This window comes from Massilia atriviolacea, from assembly GCF_003953935.1.
GTDB classification, from domain to species: domain Bacteria; phylum Pseudomonadota; class Gammaproteobacteria; order Burkholderiales; family Burkholderiaceae_D; genus Telluria_A; species Telluria_A atriviolacea.
In genome coordinates, this window is sequence record NZ_RXLQ01000001.1 from 439123 (window position 1) to 459778 (window position 20656).

Annotated in this window: 17 protein-coding genes and 1 pseudogene; 13 read left to right on the top strand and 5 right to left on the bottom strand. The window is 62.7% G+C overall.

From position 1 onward, the window contains the following. Positions 1-23 precede the first annotated feature (23 nt). From EJB06_RS01840 to EJB06_RS01875, 8 genes and pseudogenes are all read left to right on the top strand, one after another. Entirely contained in the window at positions 24-2102 is a 2079-nt protein-coding gene (locus tag EJB06_RS01840) for an alpha/beta fold hydrolase (protein WP_164557776.1), read from the top strand. 114 nt (positions 2103-2216) lie between these two features. Further along, positions 2217-3833, top strand: coding sequence for an amino acid adenylation domain-containing protein (locus EJB06_RS01845; protein WP_126072289.1), 1617 nt, complete (start codon positions 2217-2219; stop codon positions 3831-3833). 90 nt (positions 3834-3923) lie between these two features. After that, complete coding sequence (locus EJB06_RS01850; RefSeq protein WP_164557777.1) at positions 3924-4391, top strand: HIT family protein; 468 nt, start codon at positions 3924-3926, stop codon at positions 4389-4391. 60 nt (positions 4392-4451) lie between these two features. Beyond that, positions 4452-5060: a TetR/AcrR family transcriptional regulator gene (locus tag EJB06_RS01855; RefSeq protein WP_126072291.1), complete on the top strand. Its 609-nt coding sequence runs from the start codon at positions 4452-4454 to the stop codon at positions 5058-5060. A gap of 103 nt (positions 5061-5163) precedes the next feature. Continuing rightward, a complete protein-coding gene (locus tag EJB06_RS01860; RefSeq protein ID WP_126072292.1) occupies positions 5164-5970 on the top strand; it encodes an oxidoreductase in 807 nt (268 codons plus the stop codon). A gap of 40 nt (positions 5971-6010) precedes the next feature. Further along, entirely contained in the window at positions 6011-6805 is a 795-nt protein-coding gene (locus EJB06_RS01865) for an SDR family NAD(P)-dependent oxidoreductase (RefSeq protein ID WP_126072293.1), read from the top strand. Between the two features lie 38 nt (positions 6806-6843). Continuing rightward, positions 6844-7920: an alkene reductase gene (locus EJB06_RS01870; RefSeq protein ID WP_126072294.1), complete on the top strand. Its 1077-nt coding sequence runs from the start codon at positions 6844-6846 to the stop codon at positions 7918-7920. 28 nt (positions 7921-7948) lie between these two features. After that, positions 7949-8956: pseudogene (locus tag EJB06_RS01875) on the top strand (NADP-dependent oxidoreductase). A 6-nt stretch (positions 8957-8962) separates the two neighbouring features. Here EJB06_RS01875 and EJB06_RS01880 read toward each other — a convergent pair. Next, positions 8963-9337 (bottom strand): cupin domain-containing protein, encoded by a 375-nt coding sequence (locus tag EJB06_RS01880; protein ID WP_126072295.1) that lies wholly within the window; start codon positions 9335-9337, stop codon positions 8963-8965. 52 nt (positions 9338-9389) lie between these two features. Between EJB06_RS01880 and EJB06_RS01885 the strand changes: the two genes are divergently transcribed. Then, on the top strand, positions 9390-9851 hold the full coding sequence (locus EJB06_RS01885) for a MarR family winged helix-turn-helix transcriptional regulator (protein ID WP_126072296.1): 462 nt from the start codon (positions 9390-9392) through the stop codon (positions 9849-9851). 13 nt (positions 9852-9864) lie between these two features. Here the strand turns inward: EJB06_RS01885 and EJB06_RS01890 are convergent, their stop codons facing one another. Both EJB06_RS01890 and EJB06_RS01895 read right to left on the bottom strand, forming a co-directional pair. Beyond that, complete coding sequence (locus EJB06_RS01890; protein WP_126072297.1) at positions 9865-10491, bottom strand: hypothetical protein; 627 nt, start codon at positions 10489-10491, stop codon at positions 9865-9867. A gap of 8 nt (positions 10492-10499) precedes the next feature. Beyond that, positions 10500-11201: a HupE/UreJ family protein gene (locus tag EJB06_RS01895; protein ID WP_198420736.1), complete on the bottom strand. Its 702-nt coding sequence runs from the start codon at positions 11199-11201 to the stop codon at positions 10500-10502. 185 nt (positions 11202-11386) lie between these two features. Here EJB06_RS01895 and EJB06_RS01900 point away from each other — a divergent pair, with 185 nt between their 5' ends. After that, positions 11387-12949 (top strand): TerC family protein, encoded by a 1563-nt coding sequence (locus EJB06_RS01900; RefSeq protein WP_126072541.1) that lies wholly within the window; start codon positions 11387-11389, stop codon positions 12947-12949. A gap of 135 nt (positions 12950-13084) precedes the next feature. On the opposite strand, the gene EJB06_RS01905 is transcribed toward EJB06_RS01900, so the two are convergent. Both EJB06_RS01905 and EJB06_RS01910 read right to left on the bottom strand, forming a co-directional pair. Next, positions 13085-13579, bottom strand: coding sequence for a hypothetical protein (locus EJB06_RS01905; RefSeq protein WP_126072298.1), 495 nt, complete (start codon positions 13577-13579; stop codon positions 13085-13087). Between the two features lie 734 nt (positions 13580-14313). Next, positions 14314-16518, bottom strand: a complete 2205-nt coding sequence (locus EJB06_RS01910; protein ID WP_126072299.1) for an OsmC domain/YcaO domain-containing protein — start codon at positions 16516-16518, stop codon at positions 14314-14316. 244 nt (positions 16519-16762) lie between these two features. Between EJB06_RS01910 and EJB06_RS01915 the strand changes: the two genes are divergently transcribed. From EJB06_RS01915 to EJB06_RS01925, 3 genes are all read left to right on the top strand, one after another. Then, positions 16763-18517 (top strand): alpha/beta hydrolase, encoded by a 1755-nt coding sequence (locus tag EJB06_RS01915; protein ID WP_164557778.1) that lies wholly within the window; start codon positions 16763-16765, stop codon positions 18515-18517. 169 nt (positions 18518-18686) lie between these two features. Next, positions 18687-19490 (top strand): 2,5-didehydrogluconate reductase DkgB, encoded by an 804-nt coding sequence (gene dkgB / locus EJB06_RS01920; RefSeq protein WP_126072301.1) that lies wholly within the window; start codon positions 18687-18689, stop codon positions 19488-19490. 399 nt (positions 19491-19889) lie between these two features. Then, on the top strand, positions 19890-20576 hold the full coding sequence (locus tag EJB06_RS01925; RefSeq protein WP_126072302.1) for a hypothetical protein: 687 nt from the start codon (positions 19890-19892) through the stop codon (positions 20574-20576). The last annotated feature ends 80 nt before the right edge of the window (positions 20577-20656 follow it).

The following is a 20656-nucleotide window of genomic DNA, read 5'->3' on the forward strand; positions in this document are numbered from 1 at the left end:
AAGACAATAACTAGGAGATGCACATGGACACACATTCGGCCGATTACCGGTATGGCGACTTGCTCGCAATGACCAATCACTTCCGCAACGAAGCACGCAATATCATCCTGACCGGCGCCACCGGCTTTTTGGGCAGTAATTTCCTGTTCTGGAAACTGCGCCAGCCCGGCAAGGTGTATGTCCTGGTGCGCGGCGAATCGATCGCCCACGCCAGGCAGCGCGTCTACGATGCGCTGGCCGTCTGCGCGGTCGGCTACAACCAGCCGGTGCCCAAGGCCGATATCGACAGCAAGGTCGACTATATTCTGGGCGACATGACCGAAACCCTGTGCGCGATCAGCAAGAGCGACCTGGAAAAACTGGCCGCGGCCGGCATCAGCGAATTCTGGCATTGCGCCGCCAGCCTGAAATTCGAAGACCGCCACAAAGAAGAAATCTATCACCACAATATCAACGGCACCCACAATGTGATGGACCTGGCGCACCGCATCCATTGCCCGACCTACCTGCACATTTCGACCGCCTACACCTCCGGCCACATGGCGGGCGACATTCCGGAAACGCTGCATCCGCTCGACATCAGCTACAACAACTTCTACGAAAGCAGCAAGAACGCCGCCGAGCATGAAGTCGTCAAATACTGCGACGCGCAAGGCATCGATTACCGCATCCTGCGTCCGGCCATCATCATGGGGCCGCTGGCATCGCGCCGCAGCGGCGGCACGCGCTTCGGCGTGTATGGCCTCACGCAAGAAATGTACCGCCTGCGCGACACCCTGAGCCAGCTCAAAACCCCGATGCGCCTGATCGGCGACATGGCGGCGGTCGGCAACCTGGTGCCGGTCGACCAATGCGTATTCGACATGCTCTACCTCAGCAACACCGGCTTCGGCGAGCACAAGGTCTACCACCTGAGCAACTCCAGCGACCTGAACATCAAGGCCATGCTGGAAAAAATCGACGTCGCCCTCGGCATGAAGAGCCTCAACTTCGTGTCCGAACGCGATACGCCGGCCTCGGCCATCGAAGAACTGTTCGACAAGCGCACCGTGTTCTACGGCGGCTACTACCGCACCATCAAGCGCTTCGCGCGCAGCCTGCCGGCCCAGACCGGCGTGAGCTGGAGCGATTACGGCACCTACCTGACCGCCTTCATCAAGGAACTCGACGAAGAAAAGAGCGGCGAAACCTTCACCCGCACCCAGGTCACGGCGGCGGACGGCATCGAGCTGTGCGTCTCGACCTTCGGCGACAGCGGCAAGCCGGCGCTGGTCCTGGCCAACGCCTACGGCATGCCCTCGGACTTCATGTTCCCGCTGGCCAAGCGCCTGGCCGACCAGTTCCGCGTCATTACCTGGGACAGCCGCTGGGTGCCCGCCATCACGCACGAATTCGACCTGGCCAAATGCCATTCGCTGACCCACGCGTCGGACCTGATCGCGATTCTCGACCACTTCGGCATCGCCAGCGCGCCGGTGGCCGGCTGGAGCAGCGGCGCCCAGGTCAGCCTGCGCGCCATGGCCGAGTTCCCGGACCGCATCCAGTGCGGCATCCTGCTCAACGGCGGCGTCTCGATCCCGGCCTCGGGCGACATCAAGATCACCGAGTTCGAGAAGAACATCCGCACCCTGTTCCCGAAAATCGCCGCCAACTACCGCTTCGCCCAGAAATACTGCGACCTGATCTACGGCGCCCACGCGACCGCCGACGACGGCGAAGACCGCAAGATGATTTCCGCCATCCTGACCAGCACCGACCCGTTCCTGCTGTACATGACCAGCGTGCCGTTCCGCACCCCGGAAGCGCTGTTCCGCTACGCCAACATGATGAACGGCCTGTTCAACGAGCGCGGCGACGCCTGGACTGCCGACGTCAAGCAGCCGGTACTGGTGCACGTGGGCGGCAAGGACCAGGTCACGCACGCGGACGTCGGCCGCTTCCTGGTGGAAGGCCTGCAAAATGGTAAGCTTTCCCTCGACGAGGACGGCGACCACTTCTCGCACTTCTACGATGAAGACGTGGCGACGATGATCAAGCAGTTTGTGGCGCAACACCAGCCGCAAGCGCAGGTCGCGCAGCCATCGTCGCTTGCCAACCCCTGATCGCGCCTGGGCCGGATGCGCGCGCCGCCGGTGCGCGCATCCGGCCCCAGCCATCCGACCGATTTTCCGTAATGGCCGACGACAGGCCATGGTTGCAGCAAGGAGACAGTTTTCATGATGACAGACGATGCCGGCTTATTGATTGCCGGGTTCCTCAACAGCGCCCGCCGCCACCCGAACGGCAACGCGCTCTGGGTCGACGAACAAACCTATACGTACGCCGAACTGCTGGTGCGCGCGGCCCGGATTGCCCGCACCCTGGCGCGCGAGGGCGTGGCGCCGGCCGGCCAGTGCGCCTTGCTGGTCGACCGCAGCGTCACCGCCTATGCCTCGGTGCTGGGCACCTTGTTGGCAGGCATGAGCTATGTGCCGCTGAACACCCGCTTCCCGGTCCAGCGCAATCTGCGCATGGTCGAGCTGTCGTCCTCGTCGGCCATCGTGGTGGACGGCCGCGCGATCGACACGGCAGGGGAGATCCTGCGCGCCTATCCCGATCCGCTGCTGGTACTGATGCCGGAAACCGACACCCTGCCGGCCTGGGCCGCGAGCGCCAGCCAGCACACCTACATCCTCAAGCAGCAGATGGCGGAGGCCGATCCGCATTCCCTGACGCTGCCGGCCGACGCCAATCCGGTCGCCTACATCATGTTTACCTCGGGCAGTACCGGCCTGCCGAAGGGGGTAGCGGTCACGAATGCGAATGCCAGCACCTACGTGGCCGGCATCATCGCGCGCTACCAGCCCGGGCCGTCAGACCGCTTCACCCAGTTTTTCGATTTCACCTTCGACCTGTCGGTGCACGATATCTTCGTCAGCCTGTCCGCCGGCTCCTGCCTGTACTGCGTGCCCTCGCGCGTGATGATGATGCCGCTGCGCTTCGTGCAGGACCACGAGCTGACCTTCTGGTTCTCGGTGCCGTCCCTGGCCGGCACCCTGAAGCGCTACAACGTGCTGCGTCCCGGCATTCTGCCGAGCCTGAAATGGAGCTTGTTCTGCGGCGAGGCATTGCCGACCAGCCTGGCCAAGGATTGGCAGCCGGCCGCGCCCAACTCGACCATCGACAATCTGTACGGCCCGACCGAAGCGACCATCGCCTTCACCACCTACCGCTACCAGGCCGGTGACGCACGGATCGATGCGCTGCCGGTGGTGCCGATCGGCACCCCGTTGCCGGACCAGGAAACCATCGTCCTCGACGAGACGTTCCAGCCGGTCGCCGACGGCGAAACGGGCGAGCTGTACCTGGGCGGCTCCCAGGTCGCGCAGGGCTACTGGGAAAATACCGAACTGACCCGCCTGCGCTTCCTCGACATGACGTTCGACGGCAAGCAGGCGAGGCGCTGGTACCGCACCGGCGACCTTGCCAGCATCGATCCGGAAGCGGGCCTGCTGTACAGCGGCCGCATCGACAACCAGGTCAAGATCCGCGGCTACCGGGTGGAGATGCAGGAGGTCGAAGCCGTGATCCGCCGCCTCGGCGGCTCGGACGTGGTGGCCGTGGTGCCATGGCCGATCGCGGCCGACGGCAGCGTGCAGGGCCTGCTTGCTTACGGTTGGGGCTTTACCGTATCATCGACCGAGATCCTCAAGGGCTGCACCTTGCACTTGCCGGCCTATATGGTGCCGCAAGATGTGATCGGCCTGCACAAGATGCCGTTCAACGCCAACGGCAAGATCGACTACGGCGCCTTGCAGCGGATGGCGCGCGACGGCGAGCCGACCGTCGCCTGAGGCGGTTCGTACCAGCAAGCCCGCCGTGCACCGGCGGGCTTGGTCCTTATGCGCCCGACAGAGAACAACACCAACAACGAGGGAGACAGAATGGCTGCAACCCACACCTGCATCTTTTGCGAGATCATTGCCAACCGCAGCCCCGCGGCCGTCGTCTATCGCGACGCGCACTGCGTTGCGATCCTCGACGCCTTTCCGCTGACGCGCGGGCACCTGCTGCTGATCCCGCATCAACACCAGCAACACATCGAAGACTTGCCGCCCGAAACCGTGGCCTACCTGTTCCAGCTCGGGGCCAGATTCTCGGCCGTGCTCAGGCAAAACGGCGAAAGCGAAGCCACCGCCGTCGTCCTCAACAACGGCAAGGCGGCCAATCAGCACGTGCCGCATGTGCACCTGCACGTCATTCCGCGCCGCAGCGGCGATACGGCGCTGGTGGTCTGGCGCTACATGACCCGCTTCGTCAACCCCTGGTCCTACATCGGCCGCAATGCGCGCCTTGCCAGGCAGGCGCTGACCTGGAAAACCCTGCTCAAGGACACAGCACTGGCTGGCTGAGCCAAAACCCGGCACTCGCAATTTTTGCGCGCCGGCGTGCACCCGGTTTCGAAATGGTATATGATGACCATCATGAAATCGAAACCCGCCAAGAGCCCGACCGCCAGCCGCAAGGAGGCCACCCACGAACGGATCGTGGAAGTGGCCTCGCGCGCCATCCGCCGCAGCGGCTACGGCGGCACCGGCGTAGCCGACATCATGAAAGAGGCCGGCCTGACCCACGGCGGCTTCTACGCCCACTTCGAATCGCGCGACGCCTTGCTGGCCGAGGCGGGCGACCGCGCCGGGGCCGACTCGGTGGCCCTGGTGGCGCGCATCGCCGCCGGCGCCCCCAAGGGGCAGGCCCTGCAGGCGCTGATGGACGCCTACCTGTCGCCCGAGCATGTCGCCTCGATCGAAAACGGTTGCCCGGTCTGCGCACTTGGCTCGGAAATGCCGCGCCAGGCGCCGGAAGTGCGGCACGCCGCCACCTTGCGCATCAAGGAGGTGATCGACCTGTTCGCCCGCCAGATGCCCGACTGGGGCCAGCCGCGCGCCCACGAACAGGCCATGGCCATGGTCTGCGCCCTGATCGGCACCACCATGCTGGCACGGGCGGTGGACGACCCCACGCTGTCGGCGGCCTTGTGCGCCGCCACCCGGAAACACCTGAACCCGGCCGCGCAGTGAGCAGGACCGCGGCCGTCCTTTTTTTTGACCTTGAATATGATGACCATCATATTTTTGCGCTTTCCGACGCTGCCCTGCGTCGGTTTTTTTGAGAGGAATCACCATGAATAGCAAGATCGCACTGGTCACCGGCGCCTCGTCCGGTATCGGCCAGGCCACGGCGGCACGCCTGGCGCAAGCCGGCTGGAAAGTGATCGGCACCAGCCGGCGCGCGGCGCAAGGCGCCACGCCCGGTGGCGAGCTGCTGGCCCTGGACGTGACCAGCGACGCTTCGGTGGCGGCGGCCGTCGAAGCGGTGGTGCAGAGGGAAGGGCGGATCGACCTGCTGGTCAACAACGCCGGCGTCGGCGTGGCGGCGGCCGGCGCGGAAGAAAGTTCCATCGCCCAGGCCCAGGCCGTGTTCGACACCAACTTTTTCGGCGCGGTGCGCATGACGCGCGCCGTGCTGCCGCAGATGCGGGCGCAGGGCGGCGGGCGCATCGTCCACATCGGCTCCGTGCTGGGCTTTTTACCGATGCCCTACGGCGCCCTGTACGCCGCCAGCAAGCACGCCATCGAAGGCTATTCCGAATCGCTCGACCACGAACTGCGCAACTGGGGCATTCGCTCGGTGGTGATCGAACCGGCTTACACCAGAACGCCGTTCGACGCCAACCTGCTGGAAGCGGACGCCAAGCTGGACGCCTACCACGCCGTGCGCACGGCGCTGGTGCGCCGCATCCACGACATCATGGCCGGCGCCGAAGGCCCCGAGGTCGTTGCCGAAACGGTCCTCAAGGCGGCCAGCGCGGCGCGCCCGAAACTGCGTTACACCGCCGGCGGACTGGCCGCCCGCCTGCGCCTGCTGCGCACCTTCGCACCGGCAAGCATGCTCGACGCCGGCATGCGCAAAGACTTGCAACTGGTTTAAGCACTTCACCGTCACCACTTCACACAATAAGGAAACGAACATGAACACGACTTCCCGCAAGATTGCCCTCGTCACAGGCGCCTCGTCCGGCATCGGCGCGGTCTACGCCGAGCGCCTGGCCCGGCGCGGCTACGACCTGGTCCTGGTGGCGCGCCGCGCCGAGCGCCTGCAAGCGCTGGCGGACACGATTACCAGGGCGCACGGCGTGCGCGTAGAGAACCTGATCGCCGACCTCGGCACGGAGGAGGGCCAGGCGCAGGTCGAGCACTACCTGTCGTCGACCCCGGTCAACGTGCTGGTCAACAACGCCGGCATCGCACGCCTGGCCCCGCTGACCGGCGGCCCGCTGCCCGATTCCCTGTCCCAGATCGCCCTGAACATCACCGCGCTGACGCGCCTGGCGCACGCGGTCCTGCCCGCCATGAAAGCGCGCAACGAGGGAACCATCATCAACGTGGCCTCGGTCCTGGCGCTCAAATCGCTGGCCTTCAGCGCGGTCTACAGCGGCACCAAGGCCTTCGTGCTGGCCTTCAGCCAGGGTCTGCAGGAAGAACTGAGCGGGAGCGGCGTCACGGTGCAGGTCGTGCTGCCAGCGTCCACGGCCACCGAAATCTGGGACCAGTCCGGCGTTCCGCTGGCGGCCCTGGCGCCCGAGGCGGTCATGCTGACCGAACACATGGTCGACGCCGCCCTGGTCGCACTCGACAAAGGCGAAAGCATGACCATGCCGTCGGTCGCCGACGGCGAGCTGGTCGCGCATTTCGACGCCGCCCGTGCTGCCCTGTTCGCCGCCTCGCAAACCGGCAAGGTCGCCCCGCGTCTTCTGGCCGCCTGAAGCCGCCGATCTCCATAACACGCCAACAAGGACCCGACATGCTATTCGACACCTTTTCCCTGCGCGCCACCTCCCTCGCCAACCGGGCCGTGATGTCCCCGCTGACGCGCACCCGCGCCATCGGCAACATTCCCAACAGCCTGATGGCGACCTACTATGCCCAGCGCGCCGGCGCCGGACTGATCGTCACCGAAGGCACCTCGCCCTCGCCGAACGGCCTCGGCTACGCGCGCATCCCGGGCCTGTTCGACGACGCCCAGGTGCAGGGATGGAAAGAAGTCACGGACGCCGTGCACGCCAACGGCGGCAAGATCGTGGTGCAGCTGATGCACACCGGCAGGGTAGGGCAGCAGGCCAACCTGCCGTCCGGCGCCGAGGTACTCGGGCCATCGGCCGGCGCCTGCCCGGGCGAGATCTGGACCGACGGCCAGGGCAGCGTGCCGCATACGCCGGCGCGCGCCATGACAAGCGCCGACATTGCCGGCACGATCGATGAGTACGTCGCCGCCGCGCGCCTGGCGATTGCCGCGGGCTTCGACGGCATCGAACTGCACGCCGCCAACGGCTATCTGCTCGAACAGTTCCTCAACGCCAATGTGAACCAGCGGACCGACGGCTACGGCGGCACGCCCGACGCCCGCAACCGGCTCGTGCTGGAAGTCGCGCGCGCCACGGCCGCCGCGATCGGCGCGGCGCGGGTCGGGATTCGCCTGTCGCCGCACGGCGCGTTCAACGCCACCGGCAGCTTCGATGGCGTCGACGAGCAATACCTGGCACTGGTCAAGGCATTGTCGGCGCTGGGCCTGATGTACGTGCACCTGCTGGACCACTCGGCGATGGGTGCGCCCGCGGTGCCGGCCAGCCTCAAGGCAAGCCTGCGCGCCGCCTTCGACGGCCCCTTCATCCTGGCTGGCGGCTTCGACAAGGCCAGCGCCGAGCAGGCGCTGGCGGCGGGGCAGGCCGACCTGATCGCTTTCGGCCGCGCCTTCCTGGCCAATCCCGACCTGCCGGCGCGCCTGCGCGAGAATGCCCCCTTGAACGATCCGGATCCGGGCACCTTCTACACGCCCGGCGAAAAAGGCTACACCGACTATCCTGTCGCGACAGCAGGCTGAGCGTAACCACCACACCGGAAGGAACATGATGCAAGCACTGATACTGAAGCGCTATGGCGGGCCGGATGCGGTCGGATTTGCCGACCTGGAGCGTCCCACGATCGCGCCGGACGAGATCCTGGTGCGTGTACACGCCGCCGGGCTCGATCCGATCGACAACATGATCCCGAAAGGCGACTTCAAGCCCATCATCAAGCTCACGCTGCCGGCCACCATGGGCAGCGACCTGGCCGGTGTGGTGGTGGAAACCGGCAGCCGCGTCACCCGTTTCAAGGTCGGCGACGCGGTGTTTGCCAGCCTGTTCGACCTGGGCGCCGGCTCGCTGGCCGAGTACGCCGCCGTTCCCGAGCACGCGGCGGCCCTGAAACCGGCCAATCTGGACTTCGTGCAAGCGGCGTCGGTGCCCATGGTCGGGTTGACCTCGTGGCAGGCGCTGGCCGAACGCGCGCGCGTCGGGCCGGGGTAGAAAGTGTTCATTCCGGCCGGATCGGGCGGGATCGGCACGTTTGCGATCCAGCTGGCGAAACACCTGGGCGCGACCGTGGGAACGACCACCAGCACCCCCAATGTGCGGATGGTGCGCGAACTCGGCGCGGACGAGGTGGTCGACTACAAGGAGCAGCAATTCGAACAGGTCCTGCACGGCTACGATGCCGTGCTGGGCACGATCAAGGGCGACGGACTGGAAAAGGCCTTGCGGATCGTCAAGCCGGGCAGTGCCGTCGTGTCCCTGATCGGCCCGCCGGACGCCGCCTTCGCCCGTCAACGCGGGATGAATGCGCTGATGCGCTTCATCTTCGGCATGCTGAGCCGCAAGATCATCGGCCTGGCGAAACGGCGCCAGGCGCGCTATTCCTTCCTGTTCGTGCGCCCGGACGGCAGGCAGCTGGCCGCTATCGGCGAGCTGCTCGCGCAGGCGCGCATCCGCCCCGTGATCGACAGGGTGTTTCCGTTCGCGCAGGCGAAGCAGGCGCTGGCCTACCTGGAAACGGGGCGCGCCAAAGGCAAGGTGGTGGTGCGGCTGGTGGACGAGTAGGGCGCCTCAGGCGGCCCAGGGCGGCGTGAATGGCGCCTGGCCCGCAATCACGGCCTGCCCGCCGACGGGTAGCAGCGCGACCGCCTTGAACGGCGCGGCATCCGGATTGGTAATCGTAAACATGGTGTGGGGCGGGACCACCAGCGCGCTGCCGGGGGTGACCTCGTATGCCTGCCCGCCGACGGTCGCCAGGGCGCGCCCTTCGAGGCCGACAAAGATTTCTTCGCGGGTAAGCTGGTGCGGGGTGGCCGGCACGCCCGCAGGCAGCGTGACGATCCAGGTTGCGGTTTCGGCCGCGCCGCGCGAGGGCGAGGCCAGACCGGTAAAAACGGCACCGTGCAGTGTGAATGCAGGGGCGTCGGAAGGTGCAATGAAGGGCATGAGAGTCTCCTGTGATATAATTCACCTTGGATTATAAGCTTAGGTGAATTAAATGTCGACAGCAGGGACGACCGATTTCGGGATTTTGCTGAACGTGGCGTTCGGCACGTTCAAGGCGCAATTGCACGCCCGCCTGGCGCAGGCAGGGTTCGACGACCTGGGATCGTCCTTCGGCTACGTGTTCCGCATGTTGCAGGCGCAGCCGCAGAGCCTGAGCCAGGTCGCCTCCGGGCTCGGGATTACCTCGCAGGGGGCCTTGAAGGTCATCAACGACATGGTCGCGAAGGGCTACGTCGAACGCCATGAGGAACCGGGCGACGGCCGCGTCAAGCGCCTGGCACTGACGCCGAGGGCGCTGGCGGCCATGGCGGAAGCGCAGCGATTTCACCAGCAATTCGAGCAAGATCTTGCAGCCAAGTTCGGCCAGGCGCCGATGGCGTCGATGCGCCTGATTCTGGAAGCGATGTTTGCCGGCGCCAGCGCCGATGGGATGGCGCAAGTCCGGCCATTCTGATGGATGCCGGCCGCTATTTTTTGAACATATCGCTGTAGAAGCCGCTGGCTTGCAGTACCACCGTCACCGGCTCGTCGGTCCGGTTCTTCCAATACCAGCCGTGCACGCCTGTGAATGGGGCAATCAGCACGCCGCGCGACTGGCTCACCTCGTCTTCGAGGATGAAGCTCTCGAATTCGTCGTTCTTTGCGTTGACCGGCTCGCCATGAAAGTCATGGTCGAGCACTTCGCCCCTGGTGGTTTTCCACGAGAACATCAGGGCCGCGCCCTTGGCGAGATGGGTTTTCAGCTCCACGCCCTTGCCGGGAGCGAGCGTGATTTCCCTGGTGTCGGTCCGGTAGGCAGCGGTTTGCTTCGATGCGATGGTCACCGCGCGCACTTCGCCGGGCGCCGACACGGTCGATCCGCCTGGCGGCACCGCAGGAGCGGCAGCCTTGAGCGGCACGGCGTGCGGCGCGGCCGGGCTGTGCAGCCGGGAAAGGCCGAGGGCCTTGCCGGCGCCGGTCGGGTCGATGCCGTATTCGGCAGGCAGGATCGCCACGGTCAGCAGCACGGCGGCCACGGCAGCGGCGAGCAGGGTGCCGCGCAGGAGTTCTTTTTTCGGCGCGGCGACGCCGGCGTTCGATGGAGGCAAGGACATGGTGATTCCTATTGGCTGAGAAAGCCGGTGAATTGGTGGCCGGCCAGGACGAAACCGGCGCTCATGAGCGCAACATTGCTGGCCAGGGCATGCCGCGCGAAACTGGCGGTGGTGCGCCAGTAGCGCATGACGATCAGGATCATGCCGAGCGCGAGCAGCTGGCCGATTTCCACCCCGAGGTTGAACGCGATCATGTTCGGCACCAGGCCATCGGGCGAGAGAGAAAAATCCTGCAGCTTCGTGGCCAGTCCCAGGCCGTGGAAGAAGCCGAAGATCAGCACCGCCGCCTTCCTGTTCGGCGCAATCCCGAAGACGGTCCTGAAGCCGCCCAAGTTGTCAAAGGCGCGGTAGACGATCGACAGGCCGATGACGGCGTCGACCAGGTAGGCATCGATATGCCAGCCCTTGAGCACGCCAAGCAGCAGCGTCGTGCTGTGGCCGAGCGCGAACAGGGTCACGTAGACCCCGATGTCCTTCATCCGGTACAGGAAGAAAATCACGCCGCACAGGAACAGCAGGTGGTCGTAACCGGTGACCATATGCTTGGCGCCCAGGTAGAGATAAGGCAGGAAGTGCACGCCGGTCGCGCCCTGCAGGAAACCCTGGTCCGATTCCGAGACGCCGTGGGCGGCGGCCCCGGCCGCCAGCAGGCACAGCGCCATGCCGGCCAGCCAGCTTCGGGCGGCATGGCCCCTTCGATTGAATGACATTGCTCGCTTCTCCCTGTAGTCCGCCGGACGGTGTGGGATTATCGCCGTTTCCGGGCTATCCGGGCCCGGTCTCGCCCGACATTTTCGCCGCCTCGGCCCGCACCGCCGGCTGGCTGCTCCAACACAACGCCTCGCTTGCTTACATTCCTTTACAATTACCTTCCCGAATTACTTATAGGCAAACAATGGAATGGCTGTTCGACCCGAATATCTGGGTAGGTTTACTCACACTCGTGGTCCTGGAAATCGTCCTCGGCATCGATAACCTGATTTTTATTGCCATCCTTGCCGAAAAAGTGCCGCCGCATCAGCGCGACAAGGCGCGCCTGATCGGCTTATCGCTGGCCATGCTGATGCGCCTGGGGCTGCTCACCGTGATTTCATGGATGGTGGCCTTGACCGAGCCGCTGTTTTCGGTGGCGGGAAAGGCCTTGTCGGGGCGCGACCTGATTCTGCTGATCGGCGGCGTTTTTCTATTGTTCAAGGCAACAATGGAACTGCACGAGCGGGTCGAGGGCAAGACCCATGTCCACGCCGGGCCGAAGGTGTATGCCAGCCTGTCGGCCGTGATCGCGCAGATTATCGTGCTCGATGCGGTGTTTTCGCTCGACGCGGTGATTACAGCCGTCGGCATGGTCGAACAGCTCGGCGTGATGATGGCGGCGGTGATTATCTCGATGGCGGTGATGATTTTCGCATCGAAGCCCTTGACCCGTTTCGTCAACGCGCACCCGAGCGTGGTGGTGCTGTGCCTGAGTTTCCTGCTGATGATCGGTCTGAGCCTGGTCGCGGAAGGACTCGGCTTCAAGATTCCGAAAGGTTATCTCTACGCCGCCATCGGATTCTCGATCGTGATCGAATTCTTCAATCAGCTGGCGCACCGCAATTTCACCAAAAAGGACGACCATGTGCCGCTGCGCGAACGCACCGCCGATGCCGTCCTGCGACTGCTCGGCAGCCGCACGCGGGCCGAAATCAGCCAGGAATTGGAAGTGCCCTCGGAAACACCGGACGTTGCCGCTTTCGGTAGCGAGGAGCGCAATATGGTCAGCGGGGTATTGAGCCTGTCGCAGCGTTCGGTCCGGTCGATCATGACCACGCGCTCGGACATGACCTGGATTAACGTCGATAGCGACAGTGCGACGATCCGGCGCCAGATCCTGGGCACGCCGCATAGTTTCTTTCCCGTCTGCCGGGGGGAACTGGACGACATCATGGGCGTGGCGCGGGCCAAGGACGTGATCGCGGACTTGAACACGGATGGGAAAATCGACCTGGGCCGCAGCGTGCGCGCGCCGATCATCATGCCCGAATCGGTAGGGGTGCTGAAAATCATGGATACCTTGAAGCGCTCGCAAGGGCAGCTGGTCCTGATTGCGGACGAATACGGAACGATCCAGGGTTTGGTAACGCCGATCGATATCCTGGAGGCGATCGCCGGCGAATTCCCGGACGAGGACGAACAGCCGGTGGTGCAGGAAACGGGGAAGGGCACATGGCGCGTCGACGGCACGGCGGACCTGCATTATCTTCAGCAGGTGCTGCATACGGATGCGCTGCTGGGGGACAGTGACGAATTCACGTCGCTGGCCGGTTTCATGCTGGAGCGCTTTGCCACCTTGCCGGCGGTCGGCGATTCCTTCGAACTCGATGGCCTGCGGTTCGAGGTCCTGCAGGTGATGGAACGGCGCATTGCCACAGTCCTGATCGAACGGGTCGAGGGGCATGCGCAGAACGGCGCGGAATAAGCCGGGCTGTGCGGTGAAACGGCGCGAGATACTTCGCGCCGGCACCGGCATGCCTCGGACAATCAATGGTCGCGGCGATGCCCGATCGTTTTTGGGTAAAACCTTTAAATCGACATTACCCGAAATATTGTCGATTTAAATTACGGATATTGTCGACAGCCGAGGCAGGCGATCCACTCCGTCGCAATGTGCGTTTGCGCAGCCAAACCGATTGGCCGGCTCGCTCGGCCATTGCGAGCGGAGATCACACCGGGGCCATCGGGATGATGCGCTGGCCACAGCTGAGATGGCGAACGCCGCCCATCGATCGCGGCCGCGCATGCAGAAGCGAATACCGCAGGCTGGGCACGTCAGCCAGTCCGGCACCTCGTTGAGTGCGGCGAGCGGTTCCGCATCCCTGGCCGGCCAGGCCATCTCATTGTTTCGCCAGGAAAGTCGTTTACGTGCTTCGTACAGCGCAATCGCGTACGATCCGAAGCGCGATTCGGCCTTCGAGCTGCGCTTCCATAGTGGGTTCAGTGCGTCACCGGAGTGCGTGAACTCGACATAAGCGAACGTCCCGTCGTTGCGCATGAACAGCTCAATGCGAAAGAGACTGTCCGCACTGGCAATGTCGTCGACCTTTTTCATCAAACGTTCCCATTCATATTGGAAGGTCCGGCAGCCTTATGGCGCCGCCGTCTTGCGTGGACTGTCAATCACGTGTGGCGAGTGGATCGTCTCCTTGCATGCCCTGGGCGGCAATCGCGGCCGCTTTCGTCTGGCGCACAGCACGTTGCTGGGGCGGTTCCGGTGCAGATCAGAATCGTCGTTGCGCACCGTCCTGTTGAGGATGGTGTGTACCACAGTCAACTTCAGCGGCGAATGCAGGTCAGCTTGCAAATCTGCGCGCTGGCCTCGCTGCCGACGCCAGCGGCAATCGCGGCCGGGATTGGTTGACGCGGTCCTCATCGGAGCGGGGAAGTTATCAATCGATGATCGAATGGAACCAGCCCATTGCGGTAAATGCACCCGAGAGGCCCACAAGCTGAACTTTACCGCCGGCCTGCCTCCGTATCCGGACAAGTCATCCCGTTCGGGGCGCCCAATCCCGACCCTGGGCACTGCCGAGCTATCGGACAGTCGTGCCGACGACGGCGCAATTTCCACCTTTTATTTAACATAATATAGATTATGCGAAGTTAAGCTAGTCAGGCTGTATGGCGCAAAATCGTCGTAAAAATATAGGTGGAGCTGCTTTTATCGATGGGAAATCAAAAGGCCGGAATTTTTTCTCCCGGCCCTTTTCGGATTGACATGAAAGCGGTTCTGTCGACTGAACGCGTGGCGCCCGTCGAGGAATCGACAGAGCGCCAACACTTTACCTAGCTGGACTTCGCCGCAGCCTTGGCCCGCGCGCTGTGCACTTTCTTGTAGCTGTCGATCAGGCGCGCATGCCGGTCGAGTCCCTCCAGTCTCATGCTGGTCGGCGTCAAGCCGTAGAAGCGCACACTGCCATCCACCGACCCGATGACGGCATCCATGCGCGCGTCGCCGAACATCCGGCGGAAATTGACCACGTAATCGTCCAGTTCCAGCTCGTCGTCCAGCTCCACCTCCAGCACGACATTCAATGCCTGGTAAAACAATCCGCGCTCGACCGTGTTGTCGTTGTACTGCAGGAAGGCTTCCACCAGCTCTTTGGCCTCGTCGAACTGCTTCAAGGCCAGATGGATCAGCAGCTTCAATTCCAGCGTGGTCAGCTGTCCCCAGACCGTATTTTCATCGAATTCGATCCCGATCAACGTGGCGATGTCGGCGTACTCGTCCAGCTCGCTGTTTTCCAGGCGGTCGAGCAGCGCTTCCAGGCTGGCGTCGTCCAGGCGATGCAGGTTCAGGATATCGGCGCGGAACAACAGCGCCTTGTTGGTGTTATCCCAGACCAGATCGTCGACCGGATAGACTTCGGAGTACCCCGGCACCAGGATACGGCAGGCAGCGGCGCCAAGATTCTCGTATACCGCCATGTACACCTCTTTGCCCATGCCTTCAAGAATACCGAACAAGGTCGCGGCTTCCTCGGCATTGGCGTTCGCGCCCTGGCTGCTGAAATCCCATTCGACAAATGCATGGTCGGCTTTGGCGCTGAAAAAGCGCCACGAGACGATTCCGCTGGAATCGATGAAGTGTTCGACAAAATTATTCGGCTCAGTGACGGCGTTACTGACAAACGTAGGACGAGGTAAATCGTTCAGACCTTCAAAGCTGCGGCCCTGCAGCAATTCCGTCAGACTACGTTCCAGCGCGACCTCCAGGCTCGGATGCGCGCCGAACGAGGCAAACACCCCGCCCGTCTTGGGATTCATCAGGGTCACACACATTACCGGGTAGACGCCACCGAGCGATGCATCCTTCACCAGCACCGGAAAGCCCTGCTCTTCCAATCCCTGGATGCCGGCCAGGATGCCGGGGTATTTCGCCAGCACCTCCTGCGGCACGTCGGGCAAGGCGATTTCCCCTTCGATAATCTCGCGTTTGACCGCCCTTTCGAAAATCTCCGACAGGCATTGCACCTGGGCTTCGGCCAGCGTGTTACCGGCGCTCATGCCGTTGCTGACGTAGAGGTTCTCGACCAGGTTGGACGGGAAATACACCACCGCGCCGTCCGACTTGCGTACGAACGGCAGCGCGCAGATACCGCGTTCCGCATTGCCGGAATTGGTGTCGATCAGATGCGAGCCAAGCAGCTCGTCGTCGGGGTTGTAAATTTCCAGGCAGTACTCGTCCAGAATCCCGGCGGGCAGCGCATCCTTGCGCCCAGGCTTGAACCAGCGCTCGTCAGGGAAATGCACAAACGGCGCATTGGCGATGTCGTCGCCCCAGAACGTACCGCCGTAGAAATGGTTGAAATTGAGTCGCTCGATAAACTCCCCCAAGGCCGACGCCAGCGCGCTTTCCTTGGTCGCCCCCTTGCCATTGGTAAAACACATCGGCGAATGCGCATCGCGGATATGCAGCGACCACACATTGGGAACGATATTGCGCCACGAAGCGATCTCGATCTTCATGCCCAGGCCGGCCAGCACGCCCGACATATTGGCGATGGTTTGCTCCAGCGGCAGATCCTTGCCCGTAATGTAGGTGCTCGTGTCGGCCCCTGGTGTCAGCGTCAGCAGCGCCTGCGCGTCCGCATCCAGATTCTCGACCTCGTTGATCACGAACTCGGGCCCGGCCTGCACCACTTTTTTGACCGTACAACGCTCGATCGAGCGAAGAATGCCCTGGCGGTCTTTATCGGAAATATCGGCCGGCAGCTCGACGTCGATCTTGAAAATCTGCTGGTAGCGGTTTTCCGGATCGACAATATTATTCTGCGACAGACGGATATTTTCGGTGGGAATATTGCGAGTTACGCAATACAACTTCACAAAATAAGCGGCGCACAAAGCCGATGAGGCCAGGAAGTAATCGAACGGACCGGGCGCGGAACCGTCGCCCTTGTAGCGGACAGGCTGGTCGGCGACCACTGTGAAATCATCGAACTTGGCTTCGAGACGAAGCTTATCGAGAAAGTTGACCTTAATTTCCATGGGGGAATTCTAAAAAAGTGTTCAGATTGAGCGAGTCAGCATTATCGTCGTTTTTGCCCCCAGGGCATAGCGGCCGACGGACACGCCCGCTTTCGGTTTGCATCGTGACAATTGAATAGTATTTTTGTAAATACAAGATCTACACTTGCCATCTCTACCTTTCTCTTGTCATCCACTCACGACTATTTCCTAGCCTCCTACACCCCGCTGCACTGAATGAAAGGCACGTCGTATGCAAATGTTAATGAACATTTCCGCAAAAGCGCCCCAGATCCTGCTGATCACCCTCGCTCTCTGCGCTCTCTACGGACTGCTGCCGGCCAGCTGCCGGCCGTCGATACGGCAAGTCGAGCCGCATTACGCTGACGGCAGCAATTCCACCACCTTGTTCGTCGTGGTACACGGCCTGAGCGGTGCGGGCAGGATGCACCCCTTGCGCGACCAACTCCTGTCATTCGGCGATGTCTTGCTGCTGGACTTCCCGGCTTGGTCGAATGCCCGTCCAGACGATGTCTCCGCCCAGATCAGCACCCTGGTCCAGGCCCAGTCGCAAGGAAAGAACTATCAAAAAATCGTTATCGTCGGCTTTAGCATGGGCGCCCTGCTTGCCCGGCGCGCATTTCTTGAAGCGGCCAGGACCGGGAAGCCATGGTCGACGATCGTGACCCGCTTTGTGCTTCTTGCCGGCATGAACCGCGGCTGGTCCCTGTCGGGGCCGCGACCATCGGACATGCGATGGCATACGCACACCATGTATGCGGTCGGCGCCTGGCTGGCCAACCTCACCCGCAGCGCCTCCTTGATCATGTCCATGCAAACCGGCACCCCCTTCGTTGCGGACCTGCGCCTCGACTGGATGCGTCACTTCAGGCAAACCGGTGTCGAGCACCCGGAGGTCGTGCAACTGCTGGGAGATATCGACGAAATTGTCAGCGCGGGAGACAATGAAGACCTGGCCGCCGCGCCCCAGGGCGACTTCGCGTGGTTGAGGGTGCGCGGCACCAACCACAGGGAGATTCTCTCGTATGACGACACCAGCGATCACAATATCGGCCAATATCGCCTGGCCAAAGTCATGCTGGCCGCGACTGCCTGTTTCAGCGACATCCGTGGCCAGTCCGAGGTCCTGCCTTCGCCCAGCGATCCGGCGGTGACGAAACTCGTCTTCATCCTGCACGGCATCCGCGACCTGGGGCGCTGGTCGTCCACGCTCGAAAGCGACCTGCGCAAACGCCACGATGTGGTGATGAACGGCAAAGGAAAACTGATGGTCGAGTCGATGCGCTACGGCTATTTCGGCATGGGTCAATTCCTGATGAAAATGGAACGAGACTACTATGTGCGCTGGTTCATGGACGAATATACAGAAGCCGTCGCCAGGTATCCCAAAACCAAGGAAATCGACTTTATCGGGCATAGCAACGGCACCTATCTGTTCACGCGGGCACTGAAAGACTACCGCTCGCTCAACGTCGACCGCGCGGTCCTGGCAGGCAGCGTGGCGCCGAGAGATTATGCCTGGGCGCCCCACTTTGAAAACGGCCAGGTCAAGAAGGTGAGGAACTACGTGGCGAAGGACGACCTCGTCGTGGCGCTGCTCCCGAGGTTCTTCGAAAACCGCCCCAGGCTCCTCTTCGGCGACGAGATCGGCAGCGCTGGTTATAACGGCTTCAACGCGGCCGACCACGCGGCGACCAGCGGCCACATCGAGAATTTCAAGTTCCTCACCGGAGGACATGGCGCGTTTACCGAAGAACGCGACGGGATCAGCGAATTTATCATTCCCACGCCCGGCGCCGCCTTGAGCGGCAGGAATGAGAAGCGTCAGCCGAACTGGCTGACGGTCGCCTCCGACTATTTTACGGTGGCACTCTGGGCGGCCATGGCGCTAGTCCTCGTACTGCTCGGCATCCGTGTCGCCGAGGCCGCCGGATCGCGCGCCCCGTTCGCACTGCTGGCCTATCTTTTTCTTCTCTGGCAGGTGCTCCGATGGGCATGACGCACCGCGCGCGAACGTAGCGTCGAGCCTGCCCCTGGACGGCGGCGCGATCCGCCGCTGCGCGCTCATTCTTGACGTGGTGGCAAAGATGTTTTGCGTAATCACGCCTTTTTAAGGGGCAGGCCTCGCCTCATACTGGATCGATTCCAACATCATCCAGGAACTTCACATGGGCATTCCAACCTTTGGCGCAGGAACTTTTCGACTGCAGGGGCAGGTCGTGATCGATGCGGTCCGCAACGCACTCGAACTCGGCTACCGCGCCATCGATACCGCGCAAATCTATGGCAACGAGGCCGAGCTTGGCCAGGCCATCGCCGAATCCGGCATTGCGCGCGACCAACTGTTCGTCACCACCAAGATCTGGGTCGACAACTATAGCGAGGACAAGCTGATGCCGAGCCTGCGCCAGAGCCTCGACAAGCTGCGCCTCGACCAGGTCGACCTGACCCTGATCCACTGGCCCGCCCCCGGCAAGGGCGTGCCGCTCGAGGCGGCCGTGAGCAACCTGGCGCGCGCCATGCAGCAAGGACTGACGCGCCGGATCGGCGTGTCGAACTTCAATATTGCCAACACCGCGCAGGCCATCGGCGCCGTCGGCAAGGACGCCATCGCCACCAACCAGATCGAACTGAGTCCCTACCTGCAAAACCGCAAGCTCGTCGCCTACCTGCAGGAACAGGGCATTCCCGTGACGTCCTACATGACGCTTGCCTACGGCAAGGTGCTGGGCGACCCGGTGCTCGGCGAGATTGCGGCTCGTCATCAGGCGACGCCCGCTCAGGTGGCGCTGGCCTGGGCGCTGCAACTCGGCTACGCCGTGATTCCCTCGTCGACCAAGCGGGAGAATCTCGCCAGTAATTTGCAGGCACAGGCATTGCGCTTGAGCGCCGACGACATGGCCCATATCGCCGCGCTGGAGCGCAATGGCCGCCAGGTCGATCCCGCCGGGCTGGCGCCGGACTGGGATTGACGATCGGGGCGTCCGGCCCGCGCGCGTACGCTTGAGCACACTCCGGCTTGTCGAATCACAGTTCAGGCCGGATTATATTTTTCATCGTATCAATTCCCAATCGGGAAGAATACCCGAATACAAAACATGATTGCATCAGGCCTTGCGCCTTATCCATCAAGCAATGCGCGCCATACCCTTCTGCGCATCATAATTTCAACGTAACAATTAACTCCAGATAATCCTCACGCCATTTGCGCCATCATCAGATTCGCACGAATCGACAACGTAGTATTCACGCATACGCGTAACGCGCCATCGTGGACAGGCGCCATTTCCGTCAGTAGCATTGATCGTTTCGCCCAAGGACTGATCGAGGCAAACAACCTTATCAGCCCCAACAATGGAAGGACTGATATTATGAAACCACAATATTTACTGGCGGGATGGATCGCAATGGCGCTCGGTATTTCTGCTGCGGCATATGCCCACCCGACGCAGCAGCATTCCTTGACAGAAGCCGAAAAAAGCGCGCTGCTCGCGCGCGAGCGATTATCCCAGGAGGTAGCGCCAATTAAATCCCGGGCCGACCTGGAACGCTATCTTCATATGGTGCCGCCAAAATCGAATGCGCTTTACCTGCTTTCACCAAACGCAAGGGAACGTTTTATCGCCAGCGTGACATTCAATGCCAAAGGCCTGACCGGTTTTAATACGACCGACCTGCAACGGGAGCTCTCCGAGGCGCAGATCGCCAAGATTCTCGCCTTGTTCGGCTCCGAGAGTTCGGCGCGCATCATCGCTGCGCAAAAGCGTCCGGCCCAGGCCCGTCCACGCGCCGACAAGGGTTTTTGTTTCGACGCCGATCCCGAACGGCCGCAATTCTCCCCGGGAAACTGCGATCCCGGCGACGGCATTTGGGACGAACCGTTCCACCCCCATCCGGAGCCGAAAATTCCGATACCGATTCCGCCCAGCCCGGACCCGGTTCCGGGCAGCATACATCCGGTGCCTTTGCCAAATGGGGACATTTACCACATGGAATGCGCGGTAACAGGCAGCACCTGCTCGCCGCACAATAACTGGATCTGCAAAGCGAAGTGCTGATCCGCTCGATTGATCGAGCGGGACTATCTACAACACCCGGGATGGAGTCCTATCCGGACAAGGGCTTATCGCATTGGCAC

What these genes read in the sequence shown, in the direction of transcription:
- EJB06_RS01910 (WP_126072299.1), bottom strand. Translation starts at nt 16,518, where the DNA reads ATGGAAATTAAGGTCAACTTTCTCGATAAGCTTCGTCTCGAAGCCAAG.
- EJB06_RS01885 (WP_126072296.1), top strand. Translation starts at nt 9,390, where the DNA reads ATGTCGACAGCAGGGACGACCGATTTCGGGATTTTGCTGAACGTGGCG.
- EJB06_RS01850 (WP_164557777.1), top strand. Translation starts at nt 3,924, where the DNA reads ATGGCTGCAACCCACACCTGCATCTTTTGCGAGATCATTGCCAACCGC.
- dkgB (WP_126072301.1), top strand. Translation starts at nt 18,687, where the DNA reads ATGGGCATTCCAACCTTTGGCGCAGGAACTTTTCGACTGCAGGGGCAG.
- EJB06_RS01890 (WP_126072297.1), bottom strand. Translation starts at nt 10,491, where the DNA reads ATGTCCTTGCCTCCATCGAACGCCGGCGTCGCCGCGCCGAAAAAAGAA.
- EJB06_RS01845 (WP_126072289.1), top strand. Translation starts at nt 2,217, where the DNA reads ATGATGACAGACGATGCCGGCTTATTGATTGCCGGGTTCCTCAACAGC.
- EJB06_RS01860 (WP_126072292.1), top strand. Translation starts at nt 5,164, where the DNA reads ATGAATAGCAAGATCGCACTGGTCACCGGCGCCTCGTCCGGTATCGGC.
- EJB06_RS01840 (WP_164557776.1), top strand. Translation starts at nt 24, where the DNA reads ATGGACACACATTCGGCCGATTACCGGTATGGCGACTTGCTCGCAATG.
- EJB06_RS01870 (WP_126072294.1), top strand. Translation starts at nt 6,844, where the DNA reads ATGCTATTCGACACCTTTTCCCTGCGCGCCACCTCCCTCGCCAACCGG.
- EJB06_RS01905 (WP_126072298.1), bottom strand. Translation starts at nt 13,579, where the DNA reads ATGAAAAAGGTCGACGACATTGCCAGTGCGGACAGTCTCTTTCGCATT.
- EJB06_RS01925 (WP_126072302.1), top strand. Translation starts at nt 19,890, where the DNA reads ATGAAACCACAATATTTACTGGCGGGATGGATCGCAATGGCGCTCGGT.
- EJB06_RS01895 (WP_198420736.1), bottom strand. Translation starts at nt 11,201, where the DNA reads ATGTCATTCAATCGAAGGGGCCATGCCGCCCGAAGCTGGCTGGCCGGC.
- EJB06_RS01865 (WP_126072293.1), top strand. Translation starts at nt 6,011, where the DNA reads ATGAACACGACTTCCCGCAAGATTGCCCTCGTCACAGGCGCCTCGTCC.
- EJB06_RS01880 (WP_126072295.1), bottom strand. Translation starts at nt 9,337, where the DNA reads ATGCCCTTCATTGCACCTTCCGACGCCCCTGCATTCACACTGCACGGT.
- EJB06_RS01900 (WP_126072541.1), top strand. Translation starts at nt 11,387, where the DNA reads ATGGAATGGCTGTTCGACCCGAATATCTGGGTAGGTTTACTCACACTC.
- EJB06_RS01915 (WP_164557778.1), top strand. Translation starts at nt 16,763, where the DNA reads ATGAACATTTCCGCAAAAGCGCCCCAGATCCTGCTGATCACCCTCGCT.
- EJB06_RS01855 (WP_126072291.1), top strand. Translation starts at nt 4,452, where the DNA reads ATGATGACCATCATGAAATCGAAACCCGCCAAGAGCCCGACCGCCAGC.